The 13,827-nt window shown below is 50.1% G+C and carries 5 protein-coding genes and 4 pseudogenes; 1 reads left to right on the plus strand and 8 read right to left on the minus strand.

What is annotated here, in order from left to right; translation table 11 throughout:
- Positions 1-6: 6 nt before the first annotated feature.
- From cysI to D368_RS07440, 4 genes and pseudogenes are all read right to left on the minus strand, one after another.
- Positions 7-1,722 carry an assimilatory sulfite reductase (NADPH) hemoprotein subunit gene (gene cysI, locus D368_RS07425; protein ID WP_052827842.1) on the minus strand — a complete coding sequence of 572 codons (1,716 nt, stop codon included), beginning with the start codon at positions 1,720-1,722 and terminating at the stop codon, positions 7-9.
- Between the two features lie 27 nt (positions 1,723-1,749).
- Entirely contained in the window at positions 1,750-3,558 is a 1,809-nt protein-coding gene (locus D368_RS07430; RefSeq protein ID WP_128574681.1) for an assimilatory sulfite reductase (NADPH) flavoprotein subunit, read from the minus strand.
- Positions 3,559-3,732: 174 nt separating this feature from the next.
- Positions 3,733-6,047, minus strand: a pseudogene (helD, locus tag D368_RS07435) (RNA polymerase recycling motor HelD).
- A 171-nt stretch (positions 6,048-6,218) separates the two neighbouring features.
- Complete coding sequence (locus tag D368_RS07440) at positions 6,219-6,827, minus strand: trimeric intracellular cation channel family protein (protein ID WP_007410017.1); 609 nt, start codon at positions 6,825-6,827, stop codon at positions 6,219-6,221.
- A 222-nt stretch (positions 6,828-7,049) separates the two neighbouring features.
- Between D368_RS07440 and D368_RS07445 the strand changes: the two are divergent.
- Positions 7,050-7,849: pseudogene (locus tag D368_RS07445) on the plus strand (zinc-dependent metalloprotease).
- Positions 7,850-7,883: 34 nt separating this feature from the next.
- On the opposite strand, the gene D368_RS07450 reads toward D368_RS07445, so the two are convergent.
- The 4 genes and pseudogenes from D368_RS07450 to D368_RS07465 form a co-directional block, all read right to left on the minus strand.
- Positions 7,884-8,303, minus strand: a complete 420-nt coding sequence (locus D368_RS07450; RefSeq protein WP_101562429.1) for a disulfide oxidoreductase — start codon at positions 8,301-8,303, stop codon at positions 7,884-7,886.
- Positions 8,293-8,964: a disulfide bond formation protein BdbD gene (gene bdbD / locus D368_RS07455; RefSeq protein ID WP_071392275.1), complete on the minus strand. Its 672-nt coding sequence runs from the start codon at positions 8,962-8,964 to the stop codon at positions 8,293-8,295. Before bdbD ends, D368_RS07450 begins: the two co-directional genes overlap by 11 nt.
- Positions 8,965-9,080: 116 nt before the next feature.
- A pseudogene (locus D368_RS07460) lies at positions 9,081-11,191 on the minus strand (heavy metal translocating P-type ATPase).
- A gap of 149 nt (positions 11,192-11,340) precedes the next feature.
- Positions 11,341-13,768 (minus strand): annotated as a pseudogene (locus D368_RS07465) (heavy metal translocating P-type ATPase).
- Positions 13,769-13,827: the final 59 nt, after the last annotated feature.

The following is a 13,827-nucleotide window of genomic DNA, read 5'->3' on the forward strand; positions in this document are numbered from 1 at the left end:
CTCATCTTATTCGTGAAAATTCGTGCCGTCTGTCGTCGCTTTAATGATGCCGGCGCGGATGACGAAATCCCCGAAGTGTTCGCCTTCCTCACGCTCTTTCGCGTAGCGCGGGAGAATGGTGCGAAGCTCACTCAGAATTTCCTCTTCACCGATATTTTCCCGGTACATTTTGCTCAAACGGCTGCCGTCAAACGCCGCTCCTAAATACATATTATATTTTCCGGGCGCCTTTCCGATAAATCCGATTTCGCCGAGTGCATGGCGGGCGCAGCCATTCGGGCACCCGGTCATACGGATGGTGATTTCTTCATCCCGCAGCCCGTTTTCGTCAACAATGTCTTCAATCTTATCAATCAATTTCGGCAGATACCGCTCGGCTTCGGCCATGGCGAGCCCGCATGTCGGAAGCGCGACGCAAGCCATTGAACTGCGGCGGAGGGCGGAATGCTGCCGGCCGTCTGTCAGACCGTATTGTTCGATTAATGCGCTGATTTGTTTCTTTTTCTGGCTCGAGACATTGCCGATAATCAGGTTTTGATTAGAAGTGAGACGGAAATCCCCTGTATGGACTTTGGCGATTTCACGCAATCCCGTCATCAGCTTATAATTCTCATAGTCCGTGACGCGGCCGCCTTCGATAAACATCGTAAAGTGCCATTTCCCTTTTACGCCCTTCACCCATCCGTAACGGTCGCCGTTATGGTCAAAATGATAAGGTTTCGCTTCATCCAGCTGCCAGCCGAGGCGGTTTTCCAGCTCGGCTTTTACGTTTTCCAGCCCGAGACGGTCAACGGTGTATTTGAATCTGGCATTCTTTCTGACGGAACGGTTTCCGTAATCGCGCTGAATTGTAATGGTTTTTTCCGCTACATCATACAGCTGCTCCGGTTTGCAGAAGCCGATGACTTTTGAAAGCTGCGGATAAGTGGCCGTATCGCCGTGCGTCATTCCCATACCGCCGCCGATTGCCACGTTGAATCCGATAAGACGGCCTTCCTCCACGATGGCAATGAAGCCGAGATCTTGAGAAAAGACATCGATATCATTGGACGGAGGCACGGCGATTCCGATTTTGAATTTCCGCGGCAAATACAGCGGCCCGTACATCGGTTCCGTTTCCGTGTCAGGAGTTCCCGCCACACGTTCCTCATCAAGCCAGATTTCATGATAGGCTCTCGTGCGCGGAAGAAGGTCATCGCTCAATTTCTTCGACCATTCGTATACTTCCGCATGAATTTCAGACTGGTGCGGATTTGAAGCGCACATGACGTTTCGGTTGACATCTCCGCAGGCCGCAATGGTATCAAGCAGCGCCGCATTGATTTTCTGAATCGTTTTTTTCATGTTCCATTTTAAAATTCCGTGCATTTGGAACGTTTCACGCGTTGTCAGCTTCAATGTATTGTTTCCGTATTTTTGCGCCAGTTCATCCATGACAAGCCATTGTTCCGGAGTTGACACGCCGCCTGGCATCCGGACGCGCAGCATGAACTGATAAGCCGGTTCAAGCTTTTGTTTTTGACGTTCATTACGGAGATCGCGGTCATCCTGCAAGTAGCTTCCGTGATGCTTCATCAGCCGGTTGTCATCGTCCGGGATGCCGGCTGAAATCCGGTCGAGCATGACTTCTTTCAATGTGCCGCGCAAATAATCGCTTTTTTCTTTAATTTCCTCAACATCACTTGGAGGGCCTTCCGGCGCTTTTAAAATGTTGTTCACCATGCTGAATAAGCTCCTTTCAAACCAAAATCAATATACGTCACGCTGATAGCGTTTTTTCTGCTGCATGTCTGCCAGGAAGCTTTCCGCTTTTTCACGGCTCATGCCGCCTTCTTCCTGAATGATATCGAGAAGCGCCTGGTGCACGTCATGCGCCATATGCTGTTCATCACCGCAGATGTATACGGCGGCTCCCTGCTGCAGCCATTCATACAGCTCTTTGCTTTGTTCTTTCATGCGGTGCTGCACATATACTTTTTCCTCCGAATCCCGGGAAAAAGCGACGTCCATTTTTGTGAGAACACCGTTTTGCAGCCATTTTTGCCATTCCGTCTGGTACAGAAAATCAGTGACAAAGTGCTGATCCCCGAAAAACAGCCATGTTTTCCCTTCAGCTCCGGTTTCTTCACGCTCCTGCATAAAGGAACGGAACGGTGCGATGCCTGTCCCCGGCCCGACCATAATGATCGGTGTATCCGGGTTTTCCGGCAGCTTGAAGTTTTGGTTGTGCTGAATGTAAATCGGAAGCGTATCTCCCGGCTGGAGTCTTTCCGCACAAAGAATGCTGCACACGCCTTTACGTTCTCTGCCGTGCGCGTCATATCTGACCGCTCCGATTGTCAGATGCACCTCTTCCGGATTCGCTTCTAAACTGCTTGCGATCGAATAGAGCCGGGCCGGCATTTTACGCAGGATGGAAAGAAAGTCTTCCGCGGAAGCTTCCCACGGACCGAAATCCCGGACGAGATCAAACAGATCACGGCCGTTGGTGTATGCTTTCAGCTGCTCTTCGTTTCCTTCGGCCAGAAGTTCACTCAGCTTTTGATCAGCCGTAAACTGTGCGGCCTTTTGCAAAAGCGGCTTTGTTAAGACGGTAATTTCAAAATGAGAAGTAAGCGCGTCTTTCAGCGGACGGCGCTCTCCTTGTTTATTCACCGCCACTTCCTGTTCTGGATTCCATTTCAGCTCATTGATCAGCTCATCAACGAGCGCCGGATCATTTTCCGGATAGATGCCGAGGCTGTCTCCGGGCTGATACGCGAGGCCCGATCCTTCAAGCGAAAGCTCAAGATGACGTGTTTCTTTATTCGAACCGCGTCCGTTCAGATTGATGTTCTCAAGAACCTCCGCCCGAAACGGGTTCGTTCTGGAATATACGGATTCACCGAGAGCGGGCGTCTCGGCAGGCGCTTCGGCTGTTTGATTTCCCGCTCCTTCGTTCAAACCGCCGATAACCGTGTCAAGCCATTCCGAAAACGGCTCATCATAATCAAGATCGCAATCAACCCGCGGCGCAAGCTGGGTGCCGCCGAGCTCTTGAAGACGCTCGTCAAACTCTTTGCCGGTCTGGCAGAAAAATTCATACGAGCTGTCCCCGAGCGCCAAAACGGAGTAACGGAGCGCTTCAAGCTTCGGCGCGCGTCTGCCGTGAAGAAATTCATGAAAGGCCAGCGCGTTATCCGGCGGATCGCCTTCTCCGTGCGTGCTCACCACGATCAGTAAATTGTTTACTTTTTTCAGATTATTCGGCTTAAAATCGTTCATCGACGCGACGGTGACCTGGAATCCCCGTTCCTCAAGCGTCTTTACCGTCTGTTTCGCAAGACCTTCCGCATTTCCCGTTTGCGATCCGTATAATACGGTCACTTCTTTCGAGACTGCCGGGCTTTCTGCAGGAGCCGGAGCAGCGGGCGCGGCTGTTTCACCGGATTCGGACCGGGCCGCAGCCAAATAACCGCTCAGCCAGATTTTCTGTGATTCTGTCAAGGTCGGCAGAAGGCGGTTAAGGAGCTCTGCCTGCTCCTGATTAAACGGACTGTTCATGACCTGAAGTTGCAACGATATCCACCTCACAAGGAATTAAACGTAACGTACGTTATTTCTATAGGAATTGTCAAAATAATATTCTAATTGAAACTTTACCGAAAGTTTGTATGTAAGTAAAATATATAATCATGATGACAACGATTAAGATTACTAATGATAAAAAGCCCTTTGCACTCGGCAAAGGGCTTAAACGAATAAGCCGGCGGGCACTTCTTTTATAAAAGGAGAGGGTTCTCCCGGAGACAATACGGTCAAATGATGCATCGCCCGCGTACAGGCCGTATATAACAGCTTACGGTCATGTTCGCTATTGTACTGGGCAGCAGAGGCGTCAGCGGCAATGACGGCGTCAAACTCAATGCCTTTTGCCAAATAAACGGGAATGACGCATACCCCTTTTTGAAAAGGCTGGTTTTCTTTATTGATCAAGCGGACACCGCTCTCGGCACTGACTGCCTGAAACACTTTTTTGGCTTCCGCGGCCGTTTTGCAGATGACGGCGACCGTCTCCCAGCCTTTTTGTCTGAGCTCCCGGATTGTATCCGCCAATTGTTCCTGCCGCGCATTTTCTGTATCCGTCCGCATAACACGCGGTTTTTCCCCGTTCCGGTTAAAAGGCTCAATGTCATCGCCGTCAGCCAGCAGCGCTTTCGTAAATTCAACAATCTGCCGCGTCGATCTGTAAGTCCGCTTCAGGCTGACATACTTTTCTGCACCATTGCGAAAGCAGCCGGCGAGGGAAGAAGGGCCCGTAATGGTGTGGGCATAAATCGACTGGCTGACATCACCGAGCACCGTCATCTTTGCCGCCGGGAAGATGCTTTGAATATATGTGAGCTGAAATGGGGAATAATCCTGCGCTTCATCAATGAAGACGTGCTTCATTTGTGTGTTTTTCTTTTTCCTTCTAGCAGATCCTGCAAATACAGATACGGAGCGGCATCTTCATACGGAAGCGACCGTTCTGCAAATGCGTTTCCGGTCAAAGCGCCGATGCTCTCCCAATGATCGGGCTTTTCATCAGCTCCCCAGTCTGAAAACAGCCGGAGATACATCCGTTTTATATCGAGAAAGCCGAGCCGTCTGACGGCCTGCTTAATCGGTTTAAAGGCTTTCCCGACAATAATGGCGGCAAGCAGGCGCTGTTCGCGCTGATGGTCGTCAAATGCAGGTTCATCATCTGCCGCCTGCTTCTTGAGTGTTTGATAAACCTCAGCATAGTCTTCCTTATCAAGCAGCTCGCTCTCCTGCAAGACCCATTCCTTCTTACGCTCCTTTTTTTCGAGAGCGCTGATTTCCGCGAGAAGCCATTCCGCCGTCAGCTCCGCTCTGTTCGGAATCGGCAGCTGCTGATCAAGCGAATAAAAATAGGCTTCAATCCGCTCTTTTGAAATCAGGATGTCTCCCCGGAAGCTGATCTGTTTACATATCAGGCCCGAGCCGGAAAGCGAGCCGGCATAGCGGTCAATCAGGGCCTGGAAAGCTGATGACGCTTTGTAAGCAATGGCTGCGAGCCTTACGGAAAGTGCGTCCTGATTTTGTTCAGTCAGGCAATATTCAAGCTGCTCGTACGGGCTTTCACAATCAAACTTTCGTCCGAGACGGCGGATGATATATTCCTGAAAGGTGGCCTGCTCCATATTCTCTTCTCCCAATTCCGGCAATACGGCGGAAACATAACTGTTAAACAAAATGTTCGGGGAAAACAATACAATCTGACGGGCATCAAGCACCCCGCGCCCGCGGTACAGCAAGTAAGCGGCCCGCTGAAGCGCCGCGGATGTTTTCCCGCTCCCGGCGGCCCCCTGAACGATGAGATATTTGCTTTTTTCATCACGGATGATTTCGTTCTGTTCTTTTTGGATGGTTGACACGATGTTTTTCATATGCTGTCCGGAATGGCCGCTCAGCACCTCTTGCAGCATTTCGTCACCAATCGTCATATCCGTGTTAAACATCGCTTTAAGCGTCCCGTTTTTAATGATGAACTGCCGCTTCAGTGTGATGTCTCCCTCTATCGTTTCTTCCGGAACTTCATAGCGGGCTTTTCCCGGGGAATATTGATAGTAAAGAGATGAGATGGGCGCGCGCCAATCATAAATGAGAAATTGCTCGTTGTTTTCATCCATCAAAGAAGTCAGCCCGATATAAATCCGCTCGGAAGAGGACTCCCCTTCTTCCGTAAAATCGACACGGCCGAAGTAAGGAGAGGTTTTCAGCTTTTGGATTTTTTGAAGCTGCCGGTATTGAAGCCGATGCGTCCGTTCACGTTCTGAAAGCATTTCCGCCTGCTGTTTAATGCTTGAAAATGTCTCAGCCGCTTCATGGGCGTCATCCATATTCACGGTGACATCATCCCAAAACGTTTTTCTCAGGCCGACAATATCCTGCTTCAAACCGCCCGATGAGGCTTCAAGATGAGTTTGTTTCTGTTCCAGTTCCTTCATGACAAAATTGATTCTTTCCTGCTCTTCTTTCCACTCTTTATCACGTTTTGCCATCAGCGGCACCTCCGACATCAAGCTGACAAATCCGGCTTTCCTCATACAAACATATATGCAACATATTATTCAGCATTATGGTCAAATACCCTTTTTCTTATCATATCGGGCGTCTTTTTTTATCAGAAGCCGTTATGCAAAAAAAACCGATTCGTTTGTTGAATCGGTTTTTTACTGATCTATATGATAGGAACGATTCGGCAGGCGCCACCTGAACACATAACTGCAGATGCGGCACGCCACAAGCACAAGAAACAGCACATACAAACCGGCGGCATCCCCGGCCCAGCCGAGGCCCACGATTAACCCTCCGAGCGCGGCCCAGACTGCATAAATTTCCGCCTTGAGCACAAGCGGCTTTCTGCCCGCGAGCAGATCCCGTATGATGCCGCCCCCGCTTCCGGTCAGGACCGCTGCCGCAATCACCGCACTGAGCGGATGGCCCATTTTCACGGCATATAAAGCGCCTTGGATGGCAAACGCCGATAGCCCGATGGCATCGGATAGGTTGCCCCATTTACTCCAATGTCTTAACAGCAGCTTCGGAAACAAAAAGACAATCGTAACTGATGCGAGAGCGATTTGAAAAAACGCGCCTTGCTCCCACAAGGCGGAGACCGGAACACCGATCAGCAGATTTCGGATGGCTCCTCCGCCGAACGCCGTTACAATCCCCAAGATATACACGCCTAAAATATCATACTCCTCTTCCATCGCAACAATCGCTCCGCTGACCGCAAACGCAATGATGCCGATTACACTAAGCAGCTCCCAGGCCATTCCATATGCTCCTTTTTATTTGTTAAATTTTCTGACGACCATTAGATTTTATAATCGCTTTCTCTTAAAATCAACCTTATTTTTGAAAGATTCTGATTCCTAATCCGGGACAACCTCACCCGCAACCGCTGAGAGCGAGAATATTTTCCTGTTTTATACTTTAATGGGAGGTTTATTGGAAGTTTCATTGAATACTTTCTCTAACAAAAAGGGGGTTATGAGATGAAAATCAGTTCACTTGTTTTCCTGTTTTATTGGCCGCCGGATTAATTCCCGGCCTGCCGTCAGCCGAAAGCCATACGCATTCGCACACTCATGCGGAGCCGGCGAAAACGGTGTATACGGACCCGCTTCCGAAAGCCGATCATTTTAAAGATCTGAAAGGCCCGGTCCAAGTTGAACAGACGGTTGACACAAAAATTCTGGATGAGAACGGCAAGCAGGCCGGCACGAAACGATTCAATGCCAATGTCAGTCAGGATAAAGCCTCAACTAAAGCCAGCACGGGCTCCCAGAAGGTCAGAGTGCTGGCGGTGGCGGACGCTGAATACCGCGCCAAATACAGCGACTGGCAAACGCGAATCGTCCAGATCGTGGAGCAGGCGGATGTCGCTTTTAACCGTGATCATAACATTGATTTCGTCGTACAGGCCGTGCAGGCTTGGAATTCTTCCGGCTCAAACAGTTCTCAGATTTTATCGAATCTCCAAAGCAGCTTCAGAAATCAAAATTATCATTTTGTCGTCGGTTTTACCGCAAAATCAAGTTTTGACGCCGGCGGTATCGCGTATGTATATAACGGCAAACCGAGCGGCCCGGCTTTCAGCGTGAACCTTGATCAAGGAACGGCCAACACGGCGAAAGCGGCACAGCACGAGTTTTCCCATAACTTCGGACTTCAGCATGACGCCCAAGGCAGCGGCATCCGCTGCGTCATGAATTATGATTATGCCTATTCCGTGGATATTTGGGACAGCTCCCATAACAGACAGATTGCGACAAACAAAGCTTGGTACAAATAATAGAAAAAGAGCCGCTCCCCATGGAGCAGGCTCTTTATTTTGCCGTGCGTTCCGTTTTGACAAAACACATGCAGATCATAATGAGAATAAATGCCGTCAATGCCAAGAAAGGAATGGTAATGAAACCGAACCAGTTAATATATTCAGATGAGCAAGGCACGCCGTACACACACGGCTTGATGCCGCTGAAACCGGGCACCTTCTGCTCAAGGTAATGCATGGTCGATATAAATGCGCCGATGACGGCCATCGGCAGCACATATTTTTTCACGCGCGTGTCACCCTGGAAGGTGGCGATTCCTAAAATCAGGACAAGCGGGTACATGAGAATTCTTTGATACCAGCACAGCTCGCACGGTATGAATTTTCTGATCTCGCTGAAATAAAGGCTGACGAGCATGGCAGCAAGAGCTATCACCCAAGAAGCATATAAAAATACGATTCTATTTTTCATTTTTCAGCTCTTTCTTAATCGTTTTTGAAATCTCCTCATAATCAGAGAAGTCTTTAATCACTTTGTCATTTACGTAAATCGTCGGTGTCGCCGTAATGTTTAATTTATCATTCAGGTCAGTGTCAGCTTTCAGCTCTTTTGCGAAGGTTTCTTTATCAAGGTTTTCCTTCAGCTTGTCAGGATCAACCTTTTTCGCGGTGCTTTTGACCGTTTTTTCAAGCAATGCAGGCGTGACCCATTCCTGTTCGCTTGACGGCTGCTCTTCAAACAGCTTTTCATGGAAAGCCCAGAATGATGCCGGGTCTTCCTTCCACACCTCTTCTGAAGCAAGTGCCGCCAGACGCGAGCCGCTTCCGTGGTACATGACGTTCACAAATGAAAATTTCACGTCGCCTTTATCGATAAAATCTTTTTTGATTTTCGGAATGATATCGCTGTTAAATACTTTGCATGACGGACATTTGTAATCTCCGAATTCAACTACCGTAACAGGCGCGCTGTCTTTGCCGAGCACGGGCTGTCCTTTAATGGAAGGCTGTTCGGCGACTGTTTCGCCCGCTTTTTCCGTTTGGTTGTTAATAATTACGATGGCCGCAAATAAAACGACAACGATTAACGTCAGAATCACCGCAAATTTCGCAGACGATTGTTTCTTTTTCACTCAGACACCTCATTGTTTTTAAAATAAAAAGAAGCGGATGCCGGATGGCCCGCTTCTCTATTTTACCAAGACAACCTTGTTTAAGAAAACCCTGAAAAACGAATTATCTTTGACAATTATTCCGCTTTCACTCTCATGACGCGCATCGCATTGGCAACGGCGATCAGCGTGACGCCTACATCTGAAAAGACCGCTTCCCACATGGTGGCGAATCCGAATGCGCCAAGCAAGAGAAAAATGATTTTTACGCCTAAAGCAAATCCGATGTTCTGCCAGACGATCCGGCGTGTGCGGCGTGCAATCCGGATGGCTTCGGCTGCTTTTGACGGCTGGTCTGTCATCAGGACGACATCGGCCGCTTCGACGGCGGCATCAGAGCCGAGGGCCCCCATGGCTGCTCCGATGTCAGCTCTGGCAAGCACAGGCGTATCATTAATCCCGTCGCCGACAAACATCAGTTTTTCATTCGGTGAAAGCGCGGCTTCAAGTTCTTCGACGCGGTCTACCTTGTCACCCGGCAAAAGCTCTGTGTACACGTCATCAATACCGAGCTCGCGGCCGACAGTTTCTCCGGTCTGCTTTGAATCACCCGTCAGCATCACTGTCCGCTTCACGCCGAGCGCTTTTAAATTGGCAATGGCCTGTTTGGCGTCCTCTTTGATTTCATCTGCGATCACGATTGCCCCCGCATACTGCTGATCAACGGCGACATAGACGACGGTTCCGTTATTTTCAGCTGTGCCGGAAGCGATTTGTTCTTTTGCCATCAGTTTTTGATTTCCGGCCAAAATCGTTGATCCGCCGGTTTTCACCCGAATGCCGTGTCCGGGTATTTCTTCATATTCTTCAATCTCCTCAGCCGCGAGCGGTTGATTGTAAGCCTCACGGATGGAAGAAGCAATCGGATGATTGGAATGGACTTCTGCAAGCGCGGCAGCATGAAGCAGGCTGTCTTTCGTAAATCCTGCCGCCGGTTTGATATCAGTAACGGCGAAATTGCCTTTCGTTAAGGTTCCCGTTTTATCAAACACGGCGTATGCCACCTGATTGAGCGCTTCTAAATAGTTGCTGCCTTTCACGAGCACCCCTGCTTTAGACGCAGCCCCGATACCGCCGAAAAACCCGAGCGGAATGGAGACGACGAGTGCGCACGGACAAGAAATCACAAGGAAAATCAGCGCGCGGTACACCCAGTCGGATAGCGCGGCTGAAGGCACGAGAAGCGGCGGTAAAAAGGCGAGAAGCACCGCAACAATGACAACAGCCGGTGTATAGTACTTGGCAAACTTCGTAATAAAGTTTTCCGTTTTCGCTTTGCGTCCGGCCGCATTTTCGACCAGATCCAATATTTTTGACACGGCAGAGTCTTCATATCCTTTAGAGGTTTCAATATGAAGCACGCCGTTCTGATTCATAAACCCGGCCATCACGTCTTGCCCCGGCTCCGCTTTTCTCGGCACGGATTCGCCCGTTAAAGCGGATGTATCAACCATCGAGGAACCGCTCAGCACCTTTCCGTCCAGCGGAATCCGTTCTCCGGGATTCACGACGATGACCTGTCCGACTTTGACGTCCTGCGGCGGAACGGCAGCCATGCCGTTTTCCGTTTTCACATTGGCGTACTCAGGACGGATGTCCAATAACGCGCTGATCGATTTTCTGGATCGGCTGACGGCCGCTCCCTGAAACAATTCACCGATCTGGTAGAACAGCATGACCGCGACGCCTTCCGGATATTGATGAATGATAAATGCGCCGATTGTGGCAAGCGCCATCAGAAAATGCTCATCAAATACCTGGCCGCGGACAATATTTTTTCCCGCTCTGGCTACGATATCGCCGCCGATGATCAAATATGAAGCAAAAAAGAGCAGAAACTCAAGGACGGCGCCCGTGTGCGCGAAGTAAGCGATGACGGCCAAAACGGCGCCCGCCGCCAATCTCACTAACATCAGCTGCAGCTTTTTGCGGTATTCATCCCCGCCGGGTTTGTCTTCGTGCTTCGAACGAACGGTCACATGAGGATCAATGGACTTTACTTTTTTCGCGACTTCGTCTTTCATCCATTGCTCGTTTTTGCCGCCGGCTGAGACCGTGATGGTGCTTGCCGCAAAATTGACAGCACAGCCGTCTATGCCGTCAATGGCTTTTACGCCGTTTTCTATTTTTTTGCACAGTTGCTGCAATCAAGTCCGTCTAATACAAATTCACCTTTGGCTGCTTTCATTTTCGACTCACCCTACTTTCCGTAATAGGATTCCCACAACATCAATACAGCTAAACGAAATTATATATATGAGCATATATTCATATAAGTGTTTTCTCTATTATATGCAGGCTTTGAATAAAGTGTCAATAAAAAAGACAAAACCGGCATCAGCCGATTTTGTCTTTTTTCACCTTCTGTAAACGCAAGGCATTAAGCACGACCGATACCGAGCTGAATGCCATGGCGGCGCCTGCCACCCACGGAGCCAGAAAGCCGGCTGCCGCAATCGGAATACCGATGCTGTTGTAGCCCAATGCCCATCCTAAATTCTGCTTGATGTTTCTCATAGTTATTCTGCTCATGCCGATGGCGTCGGCAATGCCGTTCAGGTCTCCGCGGATCAGCGTAATGTCCGCTGCTTCCATTGCGATATCGGTGCCGGTGCCGATGGCCATCCCGATATCGGCCACAGCCAGAGCCGGAGCATCATTGATGCCGTCGCCGACCATTGCCACGCGCCGGCCTTCTTTTTGCAGCCGGGAAATCTCCGCCGCCTTTTGTTCGGGAAGCACTTCGGCAATCACGCGGCTGATGCCTGCGGCTTTAGCAATGGCTTCCGCCGTCTTTTGGTTGTCACCGGTCATCATGATGACGTCAAGGCCCATATCCTTCAGGCGTTTCACCGCAGCCGGAGATGTTTCTTTGATCGTATCGGCGACTGCGATAAGCCCCGCCGCTTTGCCGTCTGCCGCAACAAGCATCACCGTTTTTCCTTCCGCCTCTAAGCGGGTCATGTGAGGAAGCAAGGCTTCATGTTCAATGTGTTCCGATTCCATCAGCCGTCTTGATCCGGCAAGAATCGTTCTCCCTTCAGCCTCTGCATAGATTCCGGAACCGATCCGGGCTTGGAAACGGGTTAGTTTCGGAATGGAAATCCCGCGTTTTTCGGCTCCTGACACGATGGCTTCTCCAAGCGGGTGCTCCGATCCCGCTTCAGCGGCGGCCGCCAGCCGCAGGAGTTCCTCTTCGTTCATTCCCGCTGCCGGTACGGCATCTGTCAGAACCGGTCTGCCGTTTGTCACCGTTCCTGTTTTATCCAGTACGATTGTCGTCAGACGCTGGGTCTTTTCTAGATGCTCCCCGCCTTTAAAGAGAATACCGAATTCAGCTGCGCGGCCGGAGCCCGCCATAATGCTCGTCGGAGTGGCGAGGCCCAGTGCGCACGGACAGGCAATGACAAGCACGGCGATGAATTTGCCGATCGCTTCAGAAAACTGTCCCGGCGCCGCCCATACATACCAAATGAGAAAAGTCAGCACGGCCAGCCCCAGCACAATCGGGACGAAAATGCCTGAAATGTGATCCGCGAGCCGCTGAATGGGGGCTTTTGATCCTTGGGCTTCTTCCACGATTTTAATAATGTGTGCAAGCGCGGTATCTTTGCCGACATTCACCGCTCTGATTTTGAGAAAGCCGTTTGCATTGATCGTCGCCCCGGTGACGGTGCTTCCGGGAGACTTATCGACAGGCATGCTCTCTCCCGTAATCATCGATTCATCAATCGCGGAATGGCCTTCAATCACTTCGCCATCGACAGGAACGCGTTCTCCAGGTTTCACGTATACGATATCCCCCGCCCGGACCTCGTCAATCGGAATCACCTGTACTTTGCCGTCCCGCTCAACCGCCGCCGTCTTCGCCTGAAGCTTCATTAACTTTTTAATCGCTTCTGATGAGCGGCCTTTTGCTTTCATCTCTAAAAGCTTTCCAAGCAAAATCAAAGTCAGCAAAATGGCGCTCGTTTCATAATAAAGCCCCTCAGCATGTCCGTCTCGTCCGAGAGACGCAATCGTCATGTACAGGCTGTATGCGTAAGCGGCCGTCGTTCCGAGCGCAACGAGAACATCCATATTGGCGCTTTTGTTTCTCAGCGCCTTGTACGCTCCCATATAAAAAGGCCAGCCGATGACAAGCTGCACCGGGGTGGCAAGCGCGAATTGCAGCCACGGATTCATCAGGATATCCGGCATCCAGATAAAAGAAGTAAAGAAAAATGGCTGACCATCGACCATAGAAGCGGAAAGGAGAGAACGGCAGAAAATATCAGCCTGATCAGCTGTTTACGCTGTTCTTTTCCTTTTGAGATAATCCGCCGTCTTGGCCGTCCGCTTCCTTATCTTCTAACCGGTAGCCGAGTTTTGCCACGGTCTCTTTCAGCTCTTTCGGTGTCACCTCTTTCGGATTGTATTCAACGGTGACTGTTTCCAGGGCGAAATTCACCGGTGCGCTCACAACGCCCTCTGTTTTGTTCAGGCGCTTTTCAATCCGGTTGGCGCAAGCGGCACACGTCATGCCTTCAATCTGAAAATCGGCTTTTTCCGTCGCGACGTGATAGCCGAGTTTTTCAATTTTATCCTTTATGGCGCCAGCTTCGATTTTGTCAGGCTGATAAGAAATATTTGAGGTCTCAAGCGCAAGATTGACGGAAGCGTCATTGACGCCGTCCATCCGTTTCAGCCCTTTTTCAATTCTTGAAGCGCAGGCGGCGCATGTCATGCCTCCCACCTGAATGGTCATTTCTTTCGGTTCACTCAATGTCCTCATCTCTCTTCATAAACCCCGTGGGGGTATAATTATGATAAAAGAAAACCGCG

The sequence above is a fragment of the Paenibacillus lentimorbus NRRL B-30488 genome, from assembly GCF_000411595.1.
In the GTDB taxonomy this organism is placed as follows: Bacteria; Bacillota; Bacilli; order Bacillales; family Bacillaceae; genus Bacillus; species Bacillus velezensis.